Origin of the sequence: Streptomyces sannanensis, assembly GCF_039536205.1 — a bacterium.
Classification (GTDB): domain Bacteria; phylum Actinomycetota; class Actinomycetes; order Streptomycetales; family Streptomycetaceae; genus Streptomyces; species Streptomyces sannanensis.
In genome coordinates this window covers 7,112,950-7,135,773 of the sequence record NZ_BAAAYL010000001.1, presented here as the reverse complement: position 1 = coordinate 7,135,773, position 22,824 = coordinate 7,112,950, and the positions used below count along the sequence as shown (strand labels likewise).

24 protein-coding genes and 3 pseudogenes are annotated in these 22,824 nt (G+C 69.5%); 11 read left to right on the top strand and 16 right to left on the bottom strand.

Going from position 1 to position 22,824, the window contains the following annotated elements; all coding sequences use genetic code 11:
- The first annotated feature begins 158 nt into the window (after positions 1-158).
- The 3 genes from ABD858_RS33280 to ABD858_RS33270 are packed head-to-tail and all read left to right on the top strand — an operon-like array spanning position 159 to position 4,395.
- Positions 159-578, top strand: a complete 420-nt coding sequence (locus ABD858_RS33280) for a hypothetical protein (protein WP_345033893.1) — start codon at positions 159-161, stop codon at positions 576-578.
- Complete coding sequence (locus ABD858_RS33275) at positions 575-2,545, top strand: GMC family oxidoreductase (RefSeq protein ID WP_345033895.1); 1,971 nt, start codon at positions 575-577, stop codon at positions 2,543-2,545. Before ABD858_RS33280 ends, ABD858_RS33275 begins: the two co-directional genes overlap by 4 nt.
- Positions 2,542-4,395, top strand: a complete 1,854-nt coding sequence (locus ABD858_RS33270; RefSeq protein ID WP_345033897.1) for a peroxidase family protein — start codon at positions 2,542-2,544, stop codon at positions 4,393-4,395. Before ABD858_RS33275 ends, ABD858_RS33270 begins: the two co-directional genes overlap by 4 nt.
- A gap of 45 nt (positions 4,396-4,440) precedes the next feature.
- On the opposite strand, the gene ABD858_RS33265 is transcribed toward ABD858_RS33270, so the two are convergent.
- Positions 4,441-4,863: a hypothetical protein gene (locus tag ABD858_RS33265; RefSeq protein ID WP_345033899.1), complete on the bottom strand. Its 423-nt coding sequence runs from the start codon at positions 4,861-4,863 to the stop codon at positions 4,441-4,443.
- 69 nt (positions 4,864-4,932) lie between these two features.
- Complete coding sequence (paaI, locus tag ABD858_RS33260; protein ID WP_345033902.1) at positions 4,933-5,358, bottom strand: hydroxyphenylacetyl-CoA thioesterase PaaI; 426 nt, start codon at positions 5,356-5,358, stop codon at positions 4,933-4,935.
- Positions 5,359-5,516: 158 nt separating this feature from the next.
- On the opposite strand from paaI, the gene ABD858_RS33255 reads away from it, so the two are divergent.
- Positions 5,517-6,740: a thiolase family protein gene (locus tag ABD858_RS33255; RefSeq protein ID WP_345033904.1), complete on the top strand. Its 1,224-nt coding sequence runs from the start codon at positions 5,517-5,519 to the stop codon at positions 6,738-6,740.
- A 27-nt stretch (positions 6,741-6,767) separates the two neighbouring features.
- Here ABD858_RS33255 and ABD858_RS33250 read toward each other — a convergent pair whose 3' ends face one another.
- The 6 genes and pseudogenes from ABD858_RS33250 to ABD858_RS33230 form a co-directional block, all read right to left on the bottom strand.
- Positions 6,768-7,160: a DUF2267 domain-containing protein gene (locus ABD858_RS33250; RefSeq protein ID WP_345033905.1), complete on the bottom strand. Its 393-nt coding sequence runs from the start codon at positions 7,158-7,160 to the stop codon at positions 6,768-6,770.
- A 147-nt stretch (positions 7,161-7,307) separates the two neighbouring features.
- A pseudogene (locus ABD858_RS37010) lies at positions 7,308-7,487 on the bottom strand (Hsp20 family protein); the annotation flags it as partial.
- Positions 7,465-7,725: a UBP-type zinc finger domain-containing protein gene (locus tag ABD858_RS33245; RefSeq protein ID WP_345033906.1), complete on the bottom strand. Its 261-nt coding sequence runs from the start codon at positions 7,723-7,725 to the stop codon at positions 7,465-7,467. The gene ABD858_RS33245 and the pseudogene ABD858_RS37010, both read right to left, overlap by 23 nt.
- 221 nt (positions 7,726-7,946) lie before the next feature.
- A complete protein-coding gene (locus ABD858_RS33240) occupies positions 7,947-9,116 on the bottom strand; it encodes an amidohydrolase family protein (protein ID WP_345033907.1) in 1,170 nt (389 codons plus the stop codon).
- A 1-nt stretch (position 9,117) separates the two neighbouring features.
- Positions 9,118-10,521, bottom strand: a complete 1,404-nt coding sequence (locus tag ABD858_RS33235) for a glutamine synthetase family protein (RefSeq protein WP_345033908.1) — start codon at positions 10,519-10,521, stop codon at positions 9,118-9,120.
- Between the two features lie 144 nt (positions 10,522-10,665).
- Positions 10,666-10,857, bottom strand: coding sequence for a DUF6381 family protein (locus ABD858_RS33230; RefSeq protein ID WP_345033909.1), 192 nt, complete (start codon positions 10,855-10,857; stop codon positions 10,666-10,668).
- A gap of 115 nt (positions 10,858-10,972) precedes the next feature.
- Between ABD858_RS33230 and ABD858_RS33225 the strand changes: the two are divergent.
- Positions 10,973-11,242: pseudogene (locus ABD858_RS33225) on the top strand (oxidoreductase); the annotation flags it as partial.
- 70 nt (positions 11,243-11,312) lie between these two features.
- Here ABD858_RS33225 and ABD858_RS33220 read toward each other — a convergent pair.
- Entirely contained in the window at positions 11,313-12,191 is an 879-nt protein-coding gene (locus tag ABD858_RS33220; protein ID WP_345033910.1) for an ion transporter, read from the bottom strand.
- A gap of 261 nt (positions 12,192-12,452) precedes the next feature.
- Positions 12,453-12,737, bottom strand: a pseudogene (locus ABD858_RS33215) (CBS domain-containing protein); the annotation flags it as partial.
- 128 nt (positions 12,738-12,865) lie between these two features.
- On the opposite strand from ABD858_RS33215, the gene ABD858_RS33210 reads away from it, so the two are divergent.
- On the top strand, positions 12,866-13,855 hold the full coding sequence (locus tag ABD858_RS33210; RefSeq protein WP_345033912.1) for a sporulation protein: 990 nt from the start codon (positions 12,866-12,868) through the stop codon (positions 13,853-13,855).
- Between the two features lie 148 nt (positions 13,856-14,003).
- Positions 14,004-14,267, top strand: a complete 264-nt coding sequence (locus ABD858_RS33205) for a GlsB/YeaQ/YmgE family stress response membrane protein (protein WP_345033913.1) — start codon at positions 14,004-14,006, stop codon at positions 14,265-14,267.
- A 78-nt stretch (positions 14,268-14,345) separates the two neighbouring features.
- On the opposite strand, the gene ABD858_RS33200 is transcribed toward ABD858_RS33205, so the two are convergent.
- Positions 14,346-15,272 (bottom strand): M56 family metallopeptidase, encoded by a 927-nt coding sequence (locus ABD858_RS33200; protein WP_345033915.1) that lies wholly within the window; start codon positions 15,270-15,272, stop codon positions 14,346-14,348.
- Positions 15,273-15,276: 4 nt separating this feature from the next.
- Positions 15,277-15,687, bottom strand: coding sequence for a BlaI/MecI/CopY family transcriptional regulator (locus ABD858_RS33195; protein ID WP_345033917.1), 411 nt, complete (start codon positions 15,685-15,687; stop codon positions 15,277-15,279).
- Between the two features lie 156 nt (positions 15,688-15,843).
- On the opposite strand from ABD858_RS33195, the gene ABD858_RS33190 reads away from it, so the two are divergent.
- From ABD858_RS33190 to ABD858_RS33180, 3 genes are all read left to right on the top strand, one after another.
- On the top strand, positions 15,844-16,419 hold the full coding sequence (locus ABD858_RS33190) for a TerD family protein (RefSeq protein WP_345033918.1): 576 nt from the start codon (positions 15,844-15,846) through the stop codon (positions 16,417-16,419).
- A 94-nt stretch (positions 16,420-16,513) separates the two neighbouring features.
- On the top strand, positions 16,514-16,969 hold the full coding sequence (locus tag ABD858_RS33185) for a tellurite resistance TerB family protein (protein ID WP_345033919.1): 456 nt from the start codon (positions 16,514-16,516) through the stop codon (positions 16,967-16,969).
- Between the two features lie 569 nt (positions 16,970-17,538).
- Positions 17,539-18,855 (top strand): N,N-dimethylformamidase beta subunit family domain-containing protein, encoded by a 1,317-nt coding sequence (locus tag ABD858_RS33180; protein WP_425586127.1) that lies wholly within the window; start codon positions 17,539-17,541, stop codon positions 18,853-18,855.
- A 24-nt stretch (positions 18,856-18,879) separates the two neighbouring features.
- On the opposite strand, the gene ABD858_RS33175 is transcribed toward ABD858_RS33180, so the two are convergent.
- From ABD858_RS33175 to ABD858_RS33165, 3 genes are all read right to left on the bottom strand, one after another.
- Positions 18,880-19,335 (bottom strand): hypothetical protein, encoded by a 456-nt coding sequence (locus ABD858_RS33175; RefSeq protein ID WP_345033920.1) that lies wholly within the window; start codon positions 19,333-19,335, stop codon positions 18,880-18,882.
- Entirely contained in the window at positions 19,332-19,766 is a 435-nt protein-coding gene (locus ABD858_RS33170) for a MarR family winged helix-turn-helix transcriptional regulator (protein WP_345033921.1), read from the bottom strand. The genes ABD858_RS33175 and ABD858_RS33170 overlap by 4 nt, the downstream gene beginning before the upstream one ends.
- Positions 19,767-19,862: 96 nt before the next feature.
- Positions 19,863-20,522 (bottom strand): NADPH-dependent FMN reductase, encoded by a 660-nt coding sequence (locus ABD858_RS33165; RefSeq protein ID WP_345033922.1) that lies wholly within the window; start codon positions 20,520-20,522, stop codon positions 19,863-19,865.
- A gap of 396 nt (positions 20,523-20,918) precedes the next feature.
- Here ABD858_RS33165 and ABD858_RS33160 point away from each other — a divergent pair, with 396 nt between their 5' ends.
- Positions 20,919-21,941, top strand: a complete 1,023-nt coding sequence (locus tag ABD858_RS33160; RefSeq protein WP_345033924.1) for an alcohol dehydrogenase — start codon at positions 20,919-20,921, stop codon at positions 21,939-21,941.
- A 9-nt stretch (positions 21,942-21,950) separates the two neighbouring features.
- Here the strand turns inward: ABD858_RS33160 and ppk2 are convergent, their stop codons facing one another.
- Positions 21,951-22,769, bottom strand: a complete 819-nt coding sequence (gene ppk2 / locus ABD858_RS33155) for a polyphosphate kinase 2 (protein WP_345044188.1) — start codon at positions 22,767-22,769, stop codon at positions 21,951-21,953.
- Positions 22,770-22,824: the final 55 nt, after the last annotated feature.

The window sequence follows — 22,824 nt, the reverse complement described above, 5'->3', positions numbered from 1 at the left end:
GTTCGGGGGCGTCACCGGGCTCTTCATCCCGCCCTCAAGATGCGTGCGCACAGTCGTTCCCATAGCATTATTTGGGGGGAATTACACCTTATGTCGCGAGAGTAATCGTGCGCTTCCGCTGTCGCCGGAAATCTGTCGCACCCTCTCAGGGAGACATCATGCCCAAGCAAAGCGCTGCCCGCCGCCCCGTCTCCGTCTACGCGCTCGCCGGAGTCAGGCTCTTCAACGGGGTCACCGGCCTGCTGACGCCCAACGTACTCATCCGGCGCCTCGAACCCGGCCGTGAGCTCAGCCCGGCGGCCGTCTACGCCTTCCGGCTCTTCGGGATCCGTACGATCCTGCTCGGCCTCGATCTGCTGACCAGCCGTGGCGAGCAACTCCGGGAAGACCTGCGCGAGGGCGTTGTGATCCACAGCAGCGACACCGCGACCGCGGCCATGCTCGGGATCCGCGGCCAACTGCCACCCCGTACCGCGGCCCTGACAACCCTCATCTCGGCCACCAACACCATCCTTGCCGCCTCCGGGGCGGCCGATGTCTCCGCCAACAGCCGCCCCGTGAAGGGGAAACGGAAGTGACCACCGGGCCTGCGGCCGGCACTGTCGAGACGGGCTTCGACTATGTGGTCGTCGGTGCGGGAGCCGGCGGTGGCCCCCTGGCGGCGAATCTTGCCGCCGCAGGCATGCGTGTCCTGCTCCTCGACGCGGGCGGAGACGCGGAGAACGACAACTACCTGGTGCCCGCCTTCCATGCCGATGCCTCCGAGGACCCGGTCCAGCGCTGGGACTATTTCGTGCGGCACTACGCGGACGAGCATCAGCAGCGGCGCGACAGCAAGTTCGTGCCGGACAGGGGCATCCTCTATCCGCGCGCCGGGGCGGTCGGCGGCTGCACCGCGCATCACGCGCTGATCACCGTCTACCCGTACAACGCCGACTGGGACGCGATCGCGCAGGAGACGGGCGACGACTCGTGGCACAGCACGGCGATGCGCCGTTACTTCGAGCGGCTGGAGCGCTGTACCTACCGGCCGAGGCCCAAGGAGCCGCCCCGGAACCCGCTCCTGGCGGCGCTGCTGAAGGCCCTGCCCTTCATCGGGGCCCGCTACCGCAACGACGCGCGGCACGGATTCGACGGCTGGCTGCCCACCTGCCTCGCCGACCCCGAACTGGTCATCCAGGACAAGCAGTTGCTGAAGGTCATCCTCTCCGCGGCACAGGACTCGCTGGCCGGCTTCCTCGGCCGGCCCCTCTCCCCGCTGGAGGGACTCGGCGCCTTCGTCGATCCCAATGACTGGCGGGTGCAGACACAGGCTCTGCAGGGGCTGTGGCAGATCCCGATCTCCACGGCGAACGGACGGCGCAGCGCCGCCCGCGAGCGCGTCCAGGCCGTACGGCACAGCCACCCGGACAATCTGGTCGTCCGCACCAACGCCCTGGTGACCCAAGTGGTGCTGGACGAGAGCGGCTCGGTGGCGACCGGCGTCGACTACCTGGACCGGCCGCACGCCTACCGGGCCGACCCCCGCAGCCAGGACGGCCTCGGACCTCCGGTCCGGCGCAGGGTGTTCGCCTCGCGTGAGGTGATCCTCGCCGCTGGGGCTTTCAACACGCCCCAGTTGCTGATGCTTTCGGGGATCGGCCCGCGCGAGGAGCTGGAGCGGCACGGCATCCGTGTACGGGTCGACCTCGCGGGCGTGGGGGCCAATCTGCAGGACCGTTACGAGGTCGGCGTGGTCAGCCGGATGGACCGCGAGTTCCCGGTCATCAAGGACTGTGACTTCCACGCCCCGCGGCCCGGAGCCGAACCGGACCATTGCTACCAGGCCTGGCAGCGCGGTGAGGGTCTGTACACCACGAACGGTGCCGTCGTGGGCATCACCCGCACGTCCCGCCCGGAGCTCGACGTCCCGGACCTGTTCATCTTCGGCGGCCCGTTCGACTTCCGCGGCTACTACCCCGGTTACTCGCTCGACCTGACACGTCACCGGGACCGCTTCACCTGGGCCATCCTCAAGAGCCGCACCCACAACACCGGGGGCCGAGTGCGCTTGCGCTCCGCCGACCCCCGGGACACCCCACTGGTGAACTTCCATTCCTTCACCGAAGGCACGGACAAGGACGGTCTGGACCTCGAAGCGACGGCCGACGCGGTGGAGTTCGTACGCGGGATGAACCGCAAGGCCGACTCCGTGATCCTCGAGGAACTGTGGCCCGGCGAGGAGGTCCGCGGCCGCGACAGCGTCCGCCGCTTCGTACAGGACGAGGCCTGGGGTCACCACGCCTCCTGCAGCTGCACGATGGGCAGGGCCGACGATCCCTCAGCCGTCGTGGACAGCCGCTTCCGAGTGCGCGGCGTGGACCGCCTGCGGATCGTCGACGCCTCCGTCTTTCCCCGCATTCCCGGATTCTTCGTCGCCGTCCCGATCTACATGATCAGCGAGAAGGCGAGCGATGTGATCCTCGACGATGCGTCCCGCCCCGGAAGCGCCAAGGCATCGTCGCACCCCGCGAACCGACCAGGGACCCAAGGAGCAGCGCGATGAAAACGCAACGAACCACCCCCCGGCAATCCGGCTCCGGATACCGCTCTTCACTCCCCTGGCGGATCGTCACCGGCGCCGCCCAGTATGTCGACCGGCACATCGGCTGGAACAACCTGGCCGTCATACCCGGCCTGCTGACCCTCCTCGGACTGCGCGTCAGACTCCGCCAGAAGAACCTCCACGACACCACCCGGCTGCCGTCCGTCGATCTGCCCGATCCGGCGCCACCCTCCGCGAGCCACAAGGTCAACCGGACCGCCGACGGCAGCCACAACGACCTCGACGAGCCGCGCATGGGCATGGCGGGCACCCGCTTCGGCCGCAACATCCCGCTCGACAGGATCGTCCCGGCCACGCCCGAGTCCGTGCTGTCCAGGCCGAACCCGCGCGAGGTCAGCCGTGCCCTGCTCACCCGCGACGGGCTGATCCCGGCCGAGTCGGTGAACTCTCTGGTCGCCGCCTGGCTGCAGTTCATGATCCGTGACTGGTTCAGCCACGGTACGAGCCCCACGGAACGGCCCTGGGAAGTCCCCCTCATGGACGACGACCCGTGGCCGGAGCGCCCCATGCGGATCATGCGGACACCGGACGACCCGACCCGCGACCCCCGGGCTCCCGCAGGCACGCCCGACACCCGCGTCAATGTCTCCTCCCACTGGTGGGACGCGTCCCAGATATACGGGACGAACGAAGAGGAACAGCGCCATATGCGCAACGGCGAGCTGGGCAGACTGCGCCTGTGGGACGAGCAGACCCCACTCACGTCCGACCCGGCTCGTGATCCCTCGCGCGTTCCCGGCTTCTGGCTGGGCCTCGCCATGATGCAGAACCTGTTCACCCGGGAGCACAACGCGATCTGCGACCATCTGCACGCCGCCTATCCGTCCTGGGGCGACGAGGAGCTGTTCCAGAGGGCCCGGCTCGTCAACGCCGCGCTCCTCGCCAAGATCCACACAGTTGAGTGGACACCGGCTGTGATCAGCCACCCCACCACCGTCAAGGCCCTGCGGGCCAACTGGTGGGGCATCGCGGGCGAGCGCGTCCACGATCTCTTCGGCCGGATCAGCGGGAGCGAAGTCGTCAGCGGCATCCCCGGCGGCAGCACGGACCACTACGGCATCCCGTACGCCCTCACCGAGGAGTTCGTGGCCGTCTACCGCATGCATCCGCTCATCCGCGACAAGTGGCACCTGCGCTCCGCGGCCGACAACACCACCCTGAGCCACTGCACCTTCCGCGACATCGCCGGTCCCGAGGCACTGAAGGTCCTGAAGAACACGCCGATGGCCGATCTGCTCTACAGCTTCGGCACGCTCCACCCGGGGCTGGTCACCCTGCACAACTTCCCCAGATTCCTCCAGGAGTACGAGCGCCCCGACGGCCACCTCCAGGACCTCGCCGCCACCGACATCCTGCGCAGCCGGGAACTGGGGGTCCCCCGCTACAACGAGTTCCGGCGACTGCTGCGACTGAAGCCCGCGGAGAGCTTCGAGGAACTGACCGACAACCCGACGTGGGCCAAGGAGATCAGACGTCTCTACGAGGACGACATCGAGAAGGTCGACCTGACGGTCGGGATGTACGCGGAGAAGCTGCCGGCCGGATTCGCCTTCAGCGACACGGCATTTCGTATCTTCATCCTGATGGCGTCGCGCCGGCTGAACAGCGACCGCTTCTTCACCGAGTACTACACCCCCGAGGTGTACTCCAAGGCGGGCCTGGCCTGGATCGAGGACAACTCCATGGTCACCGTCCTGCTGCGCCACCACCCCGAGCTGCGCACGGCCCTCGCGGGCGTGACGAACGCGTTCACGCCGTGGCGCACCACGCGGAGCGGCAGGAGTTCCTGACGGCCCGGTGCAGAGCTCGGGACGGCGTCCCGTCCCGGGCTCCGGTCAGCCGCCGATCCCCGACGCGGTGAGCAGGACCAGCACGACGGTCGTGACGGCGGCCAGCCCGTGCCCGGCCACAACAGTGACCGGGAAGTACGCCTCGACGGGCCCGCTGTCGGCTCCGCCGGCCTGCGCGGTGACGTGGCGCCGGTACACGGGGATCCAGCGCACGAGCAGGGTGAGGCCGAGCAGAACGACCGGTACGAGCAGCCCGAAGGCGGTCCACGCCAGTGCGCCCGCGTCGCTGATCACGTAGAGGATCCATACGACCAGTCCGGCGGCGGCGAGCGCGAAGTGCCCGAACACGACGGGGACGGGCAGGCGGCTGTCGTGGCTGTGAGGTCCGCCGCGGGAGAACCAGGTGGCGAGCATGTAGAAGCCGCCGAGAGCGGTGACCGCCCACATGGCGAGTGCCGCGATGTCCATGAGAGTTCCTCCATGTCCGGGGCGTGAAGGCGTTCCGGACGGCACACCCCCGACTGACCCTTCAACTGTTCAGCGTGTCTCCTTCGCGCCTCGGATGCTGCGGCTGCGTCCGCGGAACTCCGCGATCACCTCGTCGCCGCGCAGGATGCTCACGTCATAGATGCCGCTGCGGCCGAAGCGGGTGCGTTCCTGCGCGGCCGCCAGGAGTACATCGCCCTCGTGCGCGGGGGCGATGAAATTGATGTCGGCGCCGGCCGCGACGGTCACCGGGCCATGGCTGTTGCAGGCACAGGCGAACGCGGTGTCGGCGAACAGGAAGAGATATCCGCCGTGGGCGATCCCATGCCCGTTCACCATCGCCGACGTCACTGTCATCCGGAGAACGGCAGTGCCTTCTCCGTGCTCCAGCAGTTCGATGCCCAGACTCCGGGACGCCTCGTCCGCGGCGAACATCGCCTCGGTGGGGCTGGATATCGCGTCACTGACCTGCGTCATGTTTCCACCATCTTGTCAACCGACCGAACATTCGGTTAGCGTGCGCACGGCCAAGTAATCCAGCCTCCGAACTGCCTGTCAAGGGGTGGAACGCATGTCCGAGAAGGCCTTCGAGCCCCTCGAGTCGCGTCGGCCCGCACCCATCGAGGAGTCCGCACATGTCTGACGAGGTCTACCTGATCGACGGGGCACGCACCCCGCAGGGCCGCTACGGCGGCGTTCTGGCCTCCGTACGCCCCGATGACCTGGCGGCCCTGGTCGTCGGAGAGGCCGTCCGCCGCGCCGGGCTCCCGGGCGAGGCCGTGGACGAGGTGATCCTCGGCGCCGCCAACCAGGCCGGCGAGGACAACCGTGACGTGGCCCGGATGGCCGTGCTGCTGGCCGGGCTGCCGCACACGGTTCCCGGCTACACCGTGAACCGGCTGTGCGCCTCCGGCCTGACCGCCGTCGCCTCGGCCGCCCAGGCGATCCGGGCCGGTGAGGCCGACGTCGTCGTCGCGGGCGGCGTGGAGTCGATGACCCGCGCTCCGTGGGTGATGGAAAAGCCGGGCACTCCGTGGGCCAAGCCGGGCGAGGTGCACGACACCTCGTTGGGCTGGCGCTTCACCAATCCGCGCTTCACCGCCGCCGACCGGGCCGTGCCTGCCGGTGCCGGGCCGGAAACGGTGAAGTCGACCTTGTCGATGGGTGAGACCGCCGAGGAGGTCGCGGCTCTGGACGGCATCACCCGTGCCGAGTCCGACGCCTTCGCGCTCCGCAGTCATCAGCGGGCGGTCGCGGCCCAGCAGGCGGGCCGCTTCGACCGGGAGATCGTGCCGGTGCCGGTCAAGGGCGGCGAGGTGACACGCGACGAGGGCCCGCGCCCCTCCACGACACTGGAGAAGCTCGGAAGCCTGCGGACGATCTTCCGCGAGGACGGCATCGTCACGGCGGGCTCGTCCTCACCGCTGTCCGACGGTGCCGCCGCACTGGTGGTGGCGAGCGGGGCGGCCGTCCAGCGGTACGGGCTCACCCCGCGGGCCCGGATCGTCACCTCCGCGTCGGCGGGAGTCCAGCCCAACATCATGGGCCTCGGCCCGGTCCCCGCCACGGAGAAGGCCCTGTCCCGTGCCGGCCGGCAGATCGGCGACCTGGACGCGATCGAACTGAACGAGGCCTTCGCCGCACAGGCCCTGGCCGTCATCCGGCGCCTGAAGCTCGACGAGGAGAAGGTCAACGCCGACGGTGGCGCCATCGCGCTGGGCCATCCGCTGGGCTGCTCGGGCGCCCGAATCCTGCTCACCTTGATCGGACGGCTGGAGCGGGAGAACGCCCGCCGTGGTCTTGCCACCCTGTGCGTGGGTGTCGGGCAGGGCGTCGCGATGCTCGTGGAGCGCGTGTGAGCACACGCGTCGGTCCTCCCGCCCTTGCTATGTCGGCTGAGGGCCGAAGAGCAGGTCGTAGCCCGGAGGGAGCTGGAGCAGGAGCCGTCGCATGAGATCGTCACCGGCGGCGTCCGCGGTCACGCTGAGTACGGCACCGACGTCCCATTTCGCGGTCTGTTCCGTGGCTCCGTCGATCCACGCCGCTGTCGCCCGGACGAACCGCTCCGGGGACAGCGGCTCCGCGGCCTGGAGGGGATTGAGCAGGATCAGGGCGTACGTCTCCGGCAGCCGGGCAGCGAGTTCGGTGCGCTCCTCACCCACCAGGTGTGCGCCGAGCAGGCCGAGAACGACGCGGGCAGCGCGTTCCGCTTCCTGTTCCGAGGCGTACTCGCCGCGCTCCCGCACCTCATCGAGGAACGCTTCCCATCTCATGGGCATCCTCCGGCCCCCTTCCGGCGCGCGGAGGGCGGGGTGAAGCGGAGAAGATCTCCGCTCCGCGCACGCCGCGCGATTTGAGGCGTCAGCCGCTGATCTGCCTGGGCGGACTGCCCCTGCACCGACGGCGTTCCTGCGGGGCTCGGCGCGCTCGGCAATCGGGATGCGCAGGTTCAGGACACCTGCGTCCTGGTCGGCCCTGATGTGTTCCGTATCGAGCGTATCGGCGAGCATCAGCCGGCGCGAGAAGACGCCGGCGGGCGACCGGCGCTCGGGCACACGGACGAGATTTTCCTCCTGGTGCTCATCAGACCAGGACCTCGTGGACATAACACCAGCGCCAGTCCTCGCCCGGCTCGAAGGACTGCATGATGGGGTGGTCGACGGTATGGGCATGCAGGCGTGCGTGCTTGAACGGCGAGGAGTCGCAGCATCCGACGTGACCGCAGATCAGGCAGAGCCTGAGGTGCACCCAAGAAGTGCCGAGGCGTAGGCACTCCTCGCAGCCCTGGGGAGTGCGCGGCGTCACCGGGCGCACGAGCGAGAGATGTGGATCGGCCTGCTTCATGGCGGAGCCTCCTTCCGTCGAGGGTAGGTCACCGGCGGCCGGAGACGGTCTCCTCGACCCATTCGCGCAGGGCCTGGGCGGGCGCCGCCCCGCTTGCCTGGCGATCACCTGCCCTCTGTCGAGCAGGAGCAGCGTCGGGACGGCCTGGACCGTTCCTGGTACTCGCTCATGTCCAGGCGGACCATGCTCTCCTCGCTGTCGAACAGCGCCGCGGCGAGCGCTCAGTCGTGCTCGGGGAGCCGATAGACGCGGCGAGCGTTGTCGCATGCCGTCCATGTGGCGATACGGACCGCGTCGGGCAGGCTCAGCTCGTCCTCGTCCACCCGCTCCTGGAGCAGCGAGGCCAGGCCTCGTCGGAAGGCCAGTGCGCCGAGATGGTAGAACTCCGCCACCCCGTAGGCGTCGGAACTGTAGAGCAGCTTGCGGAACGGGGTGATCTCAAGTGCTTCCTCGAGGATGGCCCGGGCCCGAGAGGGCCCGACGTAGTGCAGGGTGAGCCCGACGTCGAGGTACACCTGTGCGAACACCGTCGCCAGGTAGGCGGCTTGGCGTTGATAGGGCCAGCAGTGCAGCAGCATCACCGGAATCGTGCCGGAGGTCAGATGGAGCCAGTCCGTGAGGTGGGTGGGATCCACCCGGTGCATCCGGATGTCACTGTCTCCGAATCCGGTGTGCAGCTGGAGGGGCAGACCGAGGTCGACGGCGGTCCAGAGCAGGTGCCGCATGAGCACGGGGTCGTGAAGCCGGCCGCCCCGTGAGCCCGCGGCGAGCCACCGCCGGGCCGCTTCGGTGACTTCCGCGTCCGACGGCCGGCGTGGGTCCAGGTCGAACCCGGTGCGGTACGCGGCGACGGACTTCACCGCCACCGCGCCTCGCCGTTCCACGGCCTCCCGCGCGGCCGCGAGGAACGTGGGGGCGTACTCGTCCGGCTCCACCCCCGCGGCCGCCACGGCCTCGGCGACGCTCTCCAGTCGTACGACCTCGTACACGGCAGCCGCGCCGCCCGCTGACGCGGCAAGCTCCGCCGGCGTCGTGACAGCGTCCGGTGCGTAACCGGTGTCGAGGCAGAACGCACCGGTTCCCGCGCCGGAGACGAACCTCCGGTTCACCTCGCGCCAGCCGAGCTCGGCCCGACGCGCCACGTACCCCGCGGCGGGAGCGTGCCGTGGCAGGCCCAGCACAGGAGCGCAATGGCGGCGGATGGCCACGCCCACGGGACTGTCGAAGGGCGTGATTCCGCTGTCGGGCCATGCGTCACCCTCGGTGATGAGCGACTCGAAGCTTTCAGGAGCCAGGTCGGCGGTGGCCACGCCATGACAGTGGTGGTCGACGAGGGCCAGTCCGGCGAGGGCCTCATGGACCGGCCCGTCAGTGGGGGACGCGTTGCCCACGTCAGTACTTCCACCGGTACGCAGCCGCCACCAGCCCGTCGTCCAGCCCGGCCACGGCCGCGATCTCCCCGAGGCGTACGGCGATCACGGCGTCGGCCAGGACCGGCCCCAGCACGACCCGGAGCAGCTGGTCCTTGCGGAACTCCTCGACGGCCCGGTCCAGCGTCGTCGGCAGGCGGAAGGCGCCCTGGGCCGTCGCCCGGGCGGCGGTGAAGAGTGCCGGATCTCCGGTGATCTCCTCGGGCAGGGCGGTGGACGACTCCAGGCCGTCAAGACCGGCGGCGATGAGACAGCCGAGCGCGAGATAGGGATTGGCGGCCAGGTCGACCGGCTTCACCTCCAGATTCGCCGCCCGGTCGCGCTGACCCGCGGTGCCCGTGATGACGCGCACCGCGGCCTCGCGTGTCTCGTGCCCCCAGGCGGTGAAGACCCCGGCCCACTGCGAGGGCTTGAGCCGCAGATAGCTCGCCGGGCTCGGCGCGGTCACAGCCGTGAGCGCGGGCAGGTGTGCGAGCAGACCGCCGACGAACGACTCCGCCTCGGCGGTCATGCCGTACCGCCGGTCGCCGCCGGAGTGCAGGTTCACCCCGTCGCGCCAGGCTGAGAGGTGTACATGGCCGCCGTTGCCGACGCCTTCGGCGAGGACGGCCGGTGAGAACGAGACCCTGAGGCCGTGGCGCAGCGAGACCGCCCGGATGGTCTGCCGCACCAGCACACTCCGGTCGGCCGCGGCCACCGGGTCGAGCGGGCCCACCGAGATCTCGAACTGACCGGCCGCGTACTCGGGGTGGACCTGGTCGACGTCCACGCCCTGGACCGCGAACGCCGCCATCAGTTCGGCGACGTAGTCGCTCAGCTCGACCAGCCGGGTGGCGCTGTACGCGGGACCGGAGCACGCGGGGACGAAGTCGGCTTTCTGGGCGGTTCCCCGCCCGACCGCCCATTCGACCTCGATGGCTGCCTTGAAGGTGATGCCGTGGCGCTCGGCGGCGTCCGCGACGATCCGGCGCAGCACGGTGCGGCTGCACCCCGGGTGCCGCTCGCCCTCCTGGGTGATGCGGTCCACCGGCGCCCACGCCCAGCCGGGCTGGCCGGCCAGGACCGCCAGCCGGTCGAGGTCGGGGTAGAGCCGAAGGTCGCCGTCCGGCGAGCCGAGCACGTCGGTGGAGACGATGGAGTCGTTCGCCAGGAAGGTGTCGAACACCGGCGACATACCGACGCCCCACGCGGCAGCGGAGGCGAGCCGGGATGCCGGGATCGTCTTCACCCGGCCGATGCCGGCGGTGTCGACATAGGCCAGTACGATCCCGTGCACTCCTCGCTCGGCGAGCTCCGCGCTCAGTGCGACGGCCCGCTCCACATCGCCCGGCCGCCCGCCGGGGACGGGGTCGGCAAGTGTGGTCATACGTGCTCCACTGGGGGCTCGGGTGCAGGCGCTCGCCCTCGACCTGGCACGCGACGCCGAGTGATCGGCGGACACCCGGCACTTCACGGGCACGCGGGGCGGGCCGACCCCCCGAGGCCCAGGGCCCGGGGTCCGGGGCAGGGGCTAGTCCTGCGGGTAGATGTCTCCCGCAGCCATGGCGCTCTCCTGTTCGCTGTCGTTGAGCAGCTTGCGTGCTTCTTCCATCAGGCGCCTCCTCTCCTTGGGATCGGCAGCGCTTTCCGCGGCTTGTTCGAGTTCTTGCGCATGCGCACGCATTTCCTTGGCGTGGCTGCCGGGTCCGCCTGTGATGTCCATCGCTGCTCCTGTGAGGTCCTCGCTGTGGACTGCCCCTCACTCAGCGAATCAGTGCGCTCGGTTCCCCGCACCTCGGGCGTTCCACGCCGGATCCACTGTCGGCGAACCCGCCTGGGCATGGCTGCTCGCGAACGGCGTGGCCGAGTACATGGGACCCGAGTCGCTGCCGATGTGGCTGGTCGAGCAGGGCTGGGAAGGATGGTCGGCCCGGAACGGGTCCGCGGCGCGCGCTGCGGGACTCCGTCACCGGCCCCGGGCGGAGCTACTGGCCGACGCCCTGCTCTGGGAACGTGAGCAGGGTCTGGACCGGGCAAGACGTGCCGGTCTGAGCGCCCGGCGCGAGCGTGGGTTGCTCGAAGCCCTCGGCTGCGGCCTTGGCCGGTGACCGGAGCCATAGCGTGGAGCACCCGCAGCCGGGCCGGTCGCACCGTACCTTCGCCCCGGTTGATGCCGCGTCATCGACGGGCCTCCTCAAGACTGCTGAGACCGGCCTCGAGCTCGTCCAGGGCTCTTCGCGTCGCGGCCAGCCGCGCCCTGATGTCTTCGCGCCCGACGTCTGACGACGTGGAGTGTTCCGGGGAGGCAGCGGCCTGCTCCTCCTCCATCTCCTTGGCCTCCTCGAGGGAGTTGATGACGACGCCGACGAGTACGTTGACGAGCACGAACGAGGCGAGAAGTACGTACGAGGCGTAGTAGACGATGCTCCAGCGCGATATCTCCAGGCCGGCGCGTACGGAGTCCCCCAGCCCGTCCAGGGTCATGAGGAGGAAGAGCGTGAGGACGGCCCGGCCGATGGAGCCGAAGTGCTGCGGATCGTGGGCGGCGAAGAAGACCCAGCCGATCATCGCGTACACATAGAGAAGCAGGGCACCGACGAGCAGGAAGCTGACGGTCCCGGGCAGACTTCGGCCGATCGCGACCATGACGATGCGCAGCTGCGGCAGGAAGCGGGCGGAACGCAGGACCCGGGCCAGCCGGAGCAGCCGCAGGACGGTGCTGTTCTCACGGACGAGCGGAAGGAAGGCGGCGAGCACGACGGCCAGGTCGAAGAGGTTCCACGGGTCGCGGAAGAAGTCCTTGGGCCGGTCGGCATGGGCGCCGGCGCGCAGCAGCATCTCCACAGTGAAGGCCACGAGGAAGCTGTGCTCGACGACGCGCAGCGCGCCGCGCCATTGGTCGACGACTCCGGTGTAGGTCTCGACACCGAGGACGGCGGCGTTGGCGAGGATAAGAGCGAAGACCGCTACGGCGAACCAGCGCGCCTCGGTGATCGCGCGGCATCGGCAGGCCAAGGTGTGGCGCAGCTGCGGCACCTGGGCCGTGGCGTCCGTCATGCTCTTTCCTCAATGCGCGCTGCGGATCATGTTCTTGCAAGGTGTGATCTTAGGCAGGATCGGCGGGAGTCACTCCGCCTGCCGCCTGAACCCTTGGGCCCTGTCCGGGTGTTGGCGGACCGATTCACACCCTCGGCCACAGCTGTCACTCTACAGCCCTGTAGATCATCCGGGCCGAGTCACCGACCGCTACCGCTCCGTCGCGCAGTACGGCAATGGCCGGCCCCCTCGTCGGGTGCCGGCCATTGCGGGCCGGGCGTGTCAGGCGGCGGCGTCGGAGGTCGGGCCGACGAGTTCCTCCAGGACATCTTCCATGGTGACGAAGCCGATGACCGTGCCCTTGTTGCCGGTGACGGCGGCGAGGTGGGTTCCGGCCGCTCGCATGGCTGTCATGGTGTCGTCCAGGGGTGTGTCGAGGGTGACCTCGGCGATCGGGTGCAGCGCGGCGCGGGGGAAGGGCCGGGTGCGGTCGGCGGCGCCGAGGGCGTCCTTGATGTGGAGGCCCGAGTAAAACTCCTGGTCAGTCCGCTTCGAGGGATGGCGGGACACCTTCCGGCCCCTCATTCCCTATGCTCTACATGCGTGTAGACAACGCCCGGCGGTAAGGAACTTCCTTGCCGCTCCACAGAACCACCACACAGAACCGCGCGCACCACGAAGGAGTGAACGCCACGATGGTGTTCAAACGACTGCTCGGCTCGATCGGCGTCGGCGGCCCGGCCGTGGACACGGTCCTCGCCCCCGGGGCTGTCCTGCCCGGCGGCAGCCTCACCGGCGACGTCCATCTCAAGGGCGGCAACGCCGACTTCGGCATCGAGCACATCACGCTGGAGCTGGTCGCCCGCGTCGAGGCCGAGTTGGAAGGCGGCGAACACCAAGGCGTCGTCGTCTTCGACCGGTTCACCGTCGGCGGCGGCTTCCGCCTCACTGAGGGCGAGCAGCGCAGCCTGCCGTTCTCGGTGGCGCTCCCGTGGGAGACCCCGGTCACCGAACTGTACGGCCAGCCGCTCGGCATCGTGCTCGGCGTACGCACGGAGCTCGGAGTGGCCGCCGCCAAGGACAAGGGCGACCTCGACCCGCTCGCGGTACGCCCCCTGCCGGTACAGGAAGCGATCCTGGAGGCGTTCGGGCAACTCGGTTTCGGTTTCAAGTCGGCCGACCTCGAGTACGGCCGTATCGGCGGCTCCGGCCAGCAGCTCCCCTTCTACCAGGAGATCGAGCTCACTCCCGCTCCGCAGTACGCGCACGCGATCAACGAGATCGAGGTGACCTTCCTCGCCACCCCGGGCGGCATGGAGGTCGTCCTGGAGGCGGACAAGCGTGGCGGCCTGTTCTCCGGCGGCCACGACGCGCTCACCCGTTTCACCGTGAGCCACCACGACGTTCACCAGCGCGACTGGAACGCCGAAGTCGACAGCTGGATGCGCCAACTCGTCGAGCACCGCTCCTCCTACGGAACCCACGGCTCGTACGGCCACGGCGACCCGTACGCGTCCGGTCACGGCCATGGCGGGCACCACCACTCCGGACCGGGCATGGGTACCGCCATCGCCGCGGGCGCGGCCGGTCTCGCCGTCGGAGTCGTCGGCGGCATGGTCGCAGCCGAGGTCATCGACGAGATCGGCGACGCATTCGAGGACGAGGACGAAGGCGACGAGGGCTGACCGCCGCACTCCCCCGTGACGTCAGGGCCGGTCCCCTCCGGCCCTGACGGCCCGCCCACAAAGGCCGGTGCGGCGGAGAACCCGTCATTCGCGAATGTGTAACGCCCAGGCGGGCATACGCAGTTCAGAACACACCGGAAGGGGCGTCATGGAAATCTCCGGCATCTTCAGCGCAATAGTGATCGGCGCCGTCATCGGCGTGCTCGGACGGCTCGCCCTCCCCGGCCGACAGCGCATAGGCATCCTGTGGACGATCGCCGTCGGCATCGTCGCCGCCCTCATCGGCAGCGGCATCGCGTCCGCCCTCGGCGTCGCGGACACCAAGGGCATCGACTGGGTCGAGTGGGGCATCCAGATCGCCCTCGCCGCCGTGGGTGTGGCCGCCCTGGAACGTATCCGGGCACGCCGCTGATCGTCACAGCCCGATCACCACCGTCCGGCACGGCGGACTCGCCGCTCCCGCCTGCCGGTCGTAGGTCCTTCGATCCGCTCAGAGCGGTGTCGCCGCCTTGAGGACGAGGAAGAGCGCCACAGCCGAGTTCGCCGACGACAGAGCGGACGCCGTCGCACCGGCCGCAGCCGTCCAGACGGCAACGCCCGCCACGGTGAAGGCGGACGGCCACGACCGGGCCGGGGGCATGGGACCGAGCAGGGCGGCCACGCGCCGGGGCACGGGACCGGCAGCAAAACCGGCCAGTGCCGGCGAAGGCGTACCCCGTGAGACCAGGGCGGCCTTGCCGACCGCACGCGCCATCACCCGCCGGTTCCCGATCACCCGGGCCGCCTCCTCGTCCGCCCAGCGCTCCGCCCCGTAGGCGACGGCGGTACACAGGGGCCGCAGGAACGGGTTGGCCCGCGCGGCAAGTTGTGCGGCCAGGAGGTAGCGGTGATGGGAGGCCGTCAGATGGACACGTTCATGGGCGAACAGCGCCCTGCGCTCCCCGGAATCGAGGCAGGCCAGCATCGCCGTGGACACCACGATCCGCCCCCGCCTGCCCGGCAGCGCATACGCGTACGGCGACTCGTCGGGCAGCACCGCGACCGGTGACGGCCGAATCCCCGCCAGAGCCCGTACGGCGCTGCGCCGCACCCGGTGGTGACGCCAGACAGTCCAGACGCAGCTAGCGGCCACGACGGCCAGAGCCGGAATCGCGATGATGCCGACGACCTCGTCGTACGGGACCGCTTTGCGCACCTCCGGATCGGACCAGCTGTCCGGCAGCGGATTGCCCGGCAGTTGGGCGGTTCCGACCACCATGATCAACGCCAGGCACACGGTGCTGGACAGGGCCATCAGCGCGCTCACACCTGCCAGGAGCCGGGTCGCGGTGACCGGATGCAGGTGCTGCTCGGCGAGGCGCGCGATCGGCCATGCCGTCAAGGGCAGCACCAGCGGCAGGAAGACGAAGACGCCCACCCGGTCACTCCTCCGGATCGTCGCTCGTATGGCTGAGCAGACCGCGCAGCAGTCGTTCGTCCTCGGGGGAGAGCGATGTGACGAAACTGGCCAGCACCGCTTCCCGATCGCACTCGCCGTCCAGGACCCGTCGCATCCGCAGCGCGGCCAGGCCCGCCTGGTCGGATGTCGCCCGCCAGACGAAGGACCGGCCTTCCCGCTCCCGCGTGACGGCGTTCTTGGCCCGCAACCGGGTAAGGATCGTCATGACGGTGGTGTACGCGAGGTGGCCGGGCAGCTGCGCCTGCACCCAAACCGCGGTCACCGGGCCGGGCGCGTCCCGCAGCACGGACAGCACCTGCGCCTCGAGTTCACCCTGTCCCCGTCTACGGATGCCGCCCCCAGGGAGCGAGCCGGCAGTTTCCTGGTTACTCAACTCCGTTTCCCTTCACGTTCGCCCGCCCGTTGTGCGACCCCATCGTACTGAGTCGTCGGGCCCCGCCCCGCCATTCTCTACAGTGCTGTAGATTTTCTGGTAATGATCGAGTTACTGGCGCGCAGGCGCCCGCGACCTCCGACAGAGGGAGACAGCATGAGTGTGAGCCTCGCCAAGGGCGGCAATGTTTCACTGAGCAAGGAGGCCCCCGGTCTGAGCGCCGTGCTCGTGGGGCTCGGCTGGGACGTGCGCACCACCTCCGGCGCGGACTTCGACCTCGACGCCAGCGCGCTGCTCCTGGGCGACTCCGGAAAGGTCGTCTCCGACCGGCACTTCGTCTTCTACAACAACCTCACGAGCCCCGACGGCTCGGTCGAGCACACGGGCGACAACCTCACCGGCGAGGGAGAGGGAGACGACGAGTCCATCAAGGTGAACCTCGCCGCCGTACCGGCCGATGTCACCAGGATCGTGTTCCCCGTCTCGATTCACGAGGCCGATGCCCGCGGGCAGAGCTTCGGCCAGGTCCGCAACGCCTTCATCCGCGTGGTCAACCAGACCGGCGGCACCGAACTGGCCCGCTACGACCTCTCCGAGGACGCCTCCACCGAAACCGCCATGGTCTTCGGCGAGCTCTACCGCAACGGCGCCGACTGGAAGTTCCGAGCAGTCGGTCAAGGCTATGCCTCCGGACTCGCCGGCATCGCCTCCGACTTCGGCGTCAACGTCTGACGGACAACCGCCTGCCGGCCCGGGGCGTCACATGGCCCGGGCCTGCGGGCAGACGACTTCAACTACCACCCACCGCACTCCGAGGAGAAGCACCATGGCTCTGTGGGACCGCATCAAGGAATCCGCGTCGACGATGCAAACACAGCTCGTGGCCAAGAAGAACGACCTCAAGAGCGGCGCCTTCCGCGACGCGAGCATGGCCATGTGTGCCCTCGTCGCCGCCGCCGACGGCACCGTCGATCCCTCCGAGCGGCGCCGTGTCGCCCAGCTCATCGCCACCAACGAGGTCCTGCAGAACTTTCCCGCCGAAGACCTCCAGCGCCGCTTCGACAGCAACCTCGACAAGCTGACCGCCGACTTCGACTTCGGCAAGGTCAGCGTCCTCCAGGAAATCGCCAAGGCCAAGAAGAAGCCGGCCGAGGCCCGCGCCGTCATCCAGATCGGCATCGTCATCGGCGGCGCAGACGGCGACTTCGACAAGACCGAACAGGCCGTCGTCCGCGAAGCCTGCTACACCCTGGACCTGCCGCCGCACGAGTTCGACCTGTAACCGGGCCTGCGGGAGCGTGCCGGCCTCATCGCACGCTCCCCGCAGCGGCCCGACAACCGACGCCGCCGCCCGTCGCGCGCGACACTGGTTGTGGGCCCTGGCCACGGTCGCGGTCGTCACGTCGGGCGCACTGTACGACGAGGGTCCGCACACCGCCCCGGGCCGGGAAAGCCGTCCACGGGAGCGCTGGGCGCGAGGAGGGGGTCCACGCTGCCCTGGCCCGACCGCTTCGGCCGGGCCAGGGGGCATTCCGGTGGCTGTTCGGCCGAGGCGGCCGTTACGGTGAGTCGACCCTGTACTCCACATGACGCGTGCTGTGCGCACCGACGCAGGGAGGCGGCTTGGACGGCAAGAACCGAGCGAAGTGGAACCGCAGGCGCTTTCTGTGCGCGTGCGCGGCAATAGGTGTCACGAACGCGGCAGCCACCGCGTGCGAGCAGCACACGGCGCGCCCTCGGCCCGCAGAGAGCACAGGGCGGGCGGAGAACGAAACGGAACTGCCGGGCGCCGACGACTGGCGGATTCGCTCGCAGGGGCCTCCAGAGGCCGTCGCGGGGTACGCCGATCAGGTGAGCGTGCTGCCTGGTGAGTCCTTCGGGCTGCACGTGTCGACCACCGCACCCGGCTTCCGCGTCTCCGCCTACCGCATGGGCTGGTACGGCGGCGTGCAGGCACGGCTGGTGTGGCGTTCCGAGCGGGTGCCGGGACGCGCCCAGGGCGCTCCCCGCCTGGAGGGGGCGACGCGTACGGTGCGTGCCCACTGGAAACGTACTCTCACCGTCGGCACGCAGGGCTGGCCGGAAGGCGCGTACCTGCTGCGCCTGGACGCGGAGAGCGGTCATCAGCGGTACGTGCCGTTGATCGTCCGCTCAGCGCACGGCGCCGGCCGCACGGTACTGATGTCCGCGCCCGCCACCTGGCAGGCGTACAACCGATGGGGCGGCTACAACCTCTACGAGGGATCGGACGGCACATACGGCTCGAGGTCGCTCGTGGTCAGCTTCGACAGGCCCTACGACCGCAACGGCGCGGAGAAGTTCATGGTCTACGAGCGGGCAGCGGTGGCACTGGCCGAGCGCCTCGGTATCCCGCTCGCCTACACCACCGGCATGGACGTCCACCGCGACCCCCGCGTCCTGCGCGGCGCGACGACGGTGGTCGTGCTGGGGCACGACGAGTACTGGACCCCGCAACAGCGGGAGCACATCACCAAGGCACGGGACGCCGGCACCAATCTCGCCATCATGGGCGCCAATACGTGCTACCGGCGAGTCCGGCTGGAGCAGGGGCACGACTCCCCCGATCACACTGTGGTCTGCTATAAGAGCTCCTACACGTCCGACCCGTACTACCCACGTCGTCCGGCCCTGGTCACCACCGACTTCCGCGCGGCCCCCGCACCCGACCCCGAATCGGGTCTCACCGGGGTGCTGTACGAGGGATATCCGGTGGACGCGCCGTATGTCGTCCACACGCCCGACCACTGGCTGTTCGAGAGAACCGGCGTCCGGTCGGGCGACACGTTCGAGCATCTGGTGGGCGTGGAGTACGACCGGGTTTTTCCGGGCATGCCCGGCCCCGAGGACATCGAGATCGTCGCGCACTCCCCCGTCGTGTGCAACGGCCGCATGAGTCACAGCGACTCGGCGTACTACACCGTGCCCAGCGGTGCGGGCGTCTTCGCGAGCGGAACAATGCGCTGGGTGGAGGGCCTCATGGCGGGCACCCACGACAACGGACGCAACCACGGGATGGACGCCCGTACGGGCGCGTTCGTCACCCGTACCACGGAGAACCTGTTGAGAGCCTTCGCCGTCGGGCCGGCGGCCCGGCACCGCCCACCCGTCCGGAACAACGTGCAGCAGGTGTACCAGACCCTGCTGTAGGCCCGACGCGATCGGGCACGGCGGTCAGCTGCTGACGGACTGCCAGGGGAACGGGACGAGGTCGGGTTCGACCCAGCCGACGCGGGCTGACGCACCGGACAGCGTCTCAGGGCGGTAGAACCGGCTCAGCAGCTGCTTGTCGAGCAGGTCCGGGTGCTGGTCGGCGAAGGCGTCGAAGTCGGCGCTGTCGGATGCGGCGACGTGGTGCCCCACGAGTTCGACCCAGGCGCGGCTGACAGTGACGTTGTACTTCTGTGGCACTCCTGCGCGGCGGGCGGTGGCCTGGATGCCGTCGCTGACCAGATCGATCGCCGCGGTGGTGCCGTACTGCCGGATCGCGAGCCAGGTGAGGTGGATGTGCTGGCGGTGGCCGAACCGTTCGGCGTCGGCCATCACCTGGGCCATCAGCGCGGCGAAGGGCGACCGGTCGTCACCGGACGCGTCATGGGTGGAGTGAGGACTGGGGTGGTGGATGGTCATGCGCTTACCTTCGTCATTGCTTCCAGGACCGTGCGGAAACCCTCGACCGCCTCGGGGGACACCCCGGCCAGGACACGTTGCTCCAGCTCGCTGAGGGTCTGCCTGATCGTGGCGGCCGTCAGCCGTCCGGAGGGCGTCAGTTCGACGAGCACGGATCGGCGGTCGCCGGCGCGGGTGCCGCGGGTGATGTGGCCGCGACGCTCCAGCCGGTCGAGCACGCTGGTCAGCGTGGTGGGGCGCGCGCCGACGGCGGCGCCCAGCTGGGACACCGTGCGGCCGTTGCCGTCGGCGAGGTTGGCCAGCGCGTTGATCTCGGAGGCGGTCAGGTCCAGATCGACGAGCTCGGCGGCAAGCACGTGCAGCGTGGTGTGCGTGGCACGCTGCAGGGCAAGCAGGGCCGAGGGCACCATGGGAACGGAATCGGACTTCACGATTCCGGATATTACGATTTCGGAGTACCGAGTTCAAACTGAGCTCTCATACGTGGTCGGCCCCCGGCCGCGACGCCGGGGGCCTCACGGCCGGGCTCACCCCTCGGCCCGTTGGGTGATGGGCGCCTCGGTGCGGTCTCCCAGGAATTCGTACCACCGGCGCTCCAGACAGACGTATCGCACATCGGCTTCGACGAGGCTGAGGAACGCGGTCACGGTTTCGGTGAGGCGTTGCCGCAACCCCGGGTCGATCAGCGTTCCGTCCTCCGCGAATGCCTGGTAGCAATTGGCAAGGCTGAACATGTCCGGATAGACGCGAGTACCGAGGTGTTCCAAGGGGACTCTCAGCGCCCACAGCCCTCGGTTGCCACCGATCAAGGACGGCGAGGCGGAGACAAGCAACGCGTGCTTGGTCCTGAACGGCTGCGGCCGTACACGTGAGACCCAGTCGATCGCGTTCTTCAGTACGCCCGGCACGGAGCCGTTGTACTCGGGGGACGAGATGACGAAGGCATCGGACTGTTCGATCCGGTCACGCAGCGCGAGGGCGCCGTTCGGCAGTCCTGTGGCGGCCTCCACGTCGCCGTCGTACAACGGCATGTCGAAGTCGTGCATGGCAGCGTGGTCGACGGTGGCGCCGGTGTCGGAGATCAGCCGAACCACGAGGGACGCGAGGCGGGCGTTGGCCGATCCGGCCCGCAGTGCGGCGCCGAAGACGAGCACGCGCAGCGGGCCGGGATGGGCGTCCGTGGTCATGGGTACGTCCTTTCGTCATACGGGACCCGTACTCGGCCGGGGGCTCCGCGCGGACCAGTCCTGCGACGCCATGCGTCGGCTCGGGCAGCCAGGACCACCATGCCGACGTGATACCGGCCCACTCGGTGGACCATGCCGATCCGACTCCGTGTGGCCCACCTGTTCCCCGGCCAGGATCTCCCGGACACGTCCGGCGCGCATGGCAGAAGCTCACTACCAGTGCGCGTGACAACCGCCGCAGTGGGTCGCACAGGGACGAGCGTAGGCCAACCCCAGGTCGTGCGGCCGCGCTCGTGCACGTTGCGGGGGCCCGAGCCCGTTTCGGCGCGCGCGATCCGGCCGGAGCTGATCTGCTGGTCGTCGACAGGCCGAGGCCGGCACACGGGAGAGATCTGGATGAGCAGCTATCGAGTCGCGCAGGTGGCCGCCACAGGCGGGCCGTTCGAGATCGTCGAGCGTGAGGTACCACAGCCGGGTCCCGGCCATGTACGGGTCGCTGTGGACGCATGCGGAATCTGCCACAGCGACGCCCTGTTCGTGGACGCCATGCTGCCGGGCGTCCGGTTTCCGCTGGTACCCGGGCATGAGATCGCCGGACGCATCGAGGAACTCGGCGAGGGGACACACAGCGACTGGCGGTTGGGCGACCGGGTGGCGATCGGCTGGTTCGGCGGAAGCTGCCACCACTGCACGCCGTGCAGACAGGGCGACTTCATCGTGTGCCCGAACCTCAAGGTTCCGGGATGGGCGTACGACGGCGGTTTCGCCGAGACAGTGGTCGTGCCGACAGACGCCCTGGCCCGGATTCCCGACTCGCTGGCACCGACCGATGCGGCACCCATCGCCTGCGCCGGCGTGACCACGTACAACGGACTGCGGCGCAGCTCAGCGCAGCCGGGCGACCTGGTCGCCGTCCTCGGCATCGGTGGCCTGGGCCACCTGGGGGTGAGATACGCGGTCGCCATGGGCTTCGAAACCGTGGCCATCGCCCGCGGAGCCGACAAAGCCGACTTCGCCAAGCAACTCGGCGCGCACCACTACATCGACAGCACTACCGCCACCCCTGTCGCAGACGCGCTGCAGTCCCTCGGCGGCGCACGGGTCGTCCTGGCCACCGCGGCCAACTCCCATGCCATCACGGCGACCGTGGACGGGCTGTCCCACCGCGGCGAGCTGGTGGTCATCGGCGCGGACACCGAACCACTGGGAATCAGCCCGGTCCAGCTCCTCATGGCCGGTAAGATCATCCGCGGCCACCCGTCCGGCACCGCGCAGGACATCCAGGACACCTTGGCGTTCAGCGCCCTCCACGGGATCCGCCCGATGACCGAGACTGTGCCGCTGGGCCAGGCCGCAGAGGCGTACCAGCGGATGCTCTCCGGCGCGGCCCGCTTCCGGATGGTGCTCACCACCCGCTGACATTTCCCCTCACCCTTGAGGGTGTGCCGCACCGGGCGGGGACCGGTCCAGCAGCGTGGCCGCATAGTCGGGCACGTACGACTGGAGGTCCCTGGGGGGCCGCTGGTATCCCGTCGACGAAGGCCGCGGCGGCAGCTGCACCAGCGGTGGCTCGACCTGGCCGTACGGGACGGTCGACAGCAGGTGGGCGATCATGTTGATGCGCGCTGCGCGCTTGTCGTCGCTCTCCACGACGTACCAGGGCGCCTCGGTGATGTCGGTGTGCACGAACATCTCGTCCTTCGCCCGGGAGTACGCCTCCCAGCGGGTGAAGGACTCCACGTCCATCGCGGAGAGCTTCCAGCGCCGTGTCGGGTCGCTGAGCCGCTTGCGGAACCGGCGCTCCTGCTCGGCGTCACTCACCGAGAACCAGTACTTGCGCAGCAGGATCCCGTCCTCGGTGAGCATCCGCTCGAAGATGGGACATTGATGAAGAAAGCGCCGGTATTCATCCGGGGTGCAGAAGCCCATGACGTGCTCGACGCCGGCCCGGTTGTACCAGCTGCGGTCGAACAGCACGATCTCTCCCCCGGCCGGGAGCTGCTCGGCGTAGCGCTGGAAGTACCACTGGGTGCGCTCGCGCTCGGTCGGCACCGGCAGGGCGACGATGCGGGCGATGCGCGGGTTGAGGTGCTCGGTGACCCGTTTGATCGTGCCGCCCTTGCCGGCCGCGTCGCGGCCCTCGAAGAGGACCACGAGCCGCTCGCCTGTGGCCCGTACCCACTCCTGGAGCTTGACCAGCTCGATCTGGAGACGCAACAGCTCTTTCTCGTACGCAGCCGAGGACAGGCGGCCGGGGCCGTCCCCGGCCTTCGGCGTGCCGCCTTTCGTCCGATTCTTGCCA

Excerpts from the sequence above, each read along its gene's own strand:
- ABD858_RS33280 (WP_345033893.1), top strand. The coding sequence starts at position 159 with ATGCCCAAGCAAAGCGCTGCCCGCCGCCCCGTCTCCGTCTACGCGCTC.
- ABD858_RS33270 (WP_345033897.1), top strand. The coding sequence starts at position 2,542 with ATGAAAACGCAACGAACCACCCCCCGGCAATCCGGCTCCGGATACCGC.
- ABD858_RS33265 (WP_345033899.1), bottom strand. The coding sequence starts at position 4,863 with ATGGACATCGCGGCACTCGCCATGTGGGCGGTCACCGCTCTCGGCGGC.
- paaI (WP_345033902.1), bottom strand. The coding sequence starts at position 5,358 with ATGACGCAGGTCAGTGACGCGATATCCAGCCCCACCGAGGCGATGTTC.
- ABD858_RS33255 (WP_345033904.1), top strand. The coding sequence starts at position 5,517 with ATGTCTGACGAGGTCTACCTGATCGACGGGGCACGCACCCCGCAGGGC.
- ABD858_RS33250 (WP_345033905.1), bottom strand. The coding sequence starts at position 7,160 with ATGCCCATGAGATGGGAAGCGTTCCTCGATGAGGTGCGGGAGCGCGGC.
- ABD858_RS33245 (WP_345033906.1), bottom strand. The coding sequence starts at position 7,725 with ATGAAGCAGGCCGATCCACATCTCTCGCTCGTGCGCCCGGTGACGCCG.
- ABD858_RS33235 (WP_345033908.1), bottom strand. The coding sequence starts at position 10,521 with ATGACCACACTTGCCGACCCCGTCCCCGGCGGGCGGCCGGGCGATGTG.
- ABD858_RS33230 (WP_345033909.1), bottom strand. The coding sequence starts at position 10,857 with ATGGACATCACAGGCGGACCCGGCAGCCACGCCAAGGAAATGCGTGCG.
- ABD858_RS33220 (WP_345033910.1), bottom strand. The coding sequence starts at position 12,191 with ATGACGGACGCCACGGCCCAGGTGCCGCAGCTGCGCCACACCTTGGCC.
- ABD858_RS33210 (WP_345033912.1), top strand. The coding sequence starts at position 12,866 with ATGGTGTTCAAACGACTGCTCGGCTCGATCGGCGTCGGCGGCCCGGCC.
- ABD858_RS33205 (WP_345033913.1), top strand. The coding sequence starts at position 14,004 with ATGGAAATCTCCGGCATCTTCAGCGCAATAGTGATCGGCGCCGTCATC.
- ABD858_RS33190 (WP_345033918.1), top strand. The coding sequence starts at position 15,844 with ATGAGTGTGAGCCTCGCCAAGGGCGGCAATGTTTCACTGAGCAAGGAG.
- ABD858_RS33185 (WP_345033919.1), top strand. The coding sequence starts at position 16,514 with ATGGCTCTGTGGGACCGCATCAAGGAATCCGCGTCGACGATGCAAACA.
- ABD858_RS33175 (WP_345033920.1), bottom strand. The coding sequence starts at position 19,335 with ATGACCATCCACCACCCCAGTCCTCACTCCACCCATGACGCGTCCGGT.
- ABD858_RS33165 (WP_345033922.1), bottom strand. The coding sequence starts at position 20,522 with ATGACCACGGACGCCCATCCCGGCCCGCTGCGCGTGCTCGTCTTCGGC.
- ABD858_RS33160 (WP_345033924.1), top strand. The coding sequence starts at position 20,919 with ATGAGCAGCTATCGAGTCGCGCAGGTGGCCGCCACAGGCGGGCCGTTC.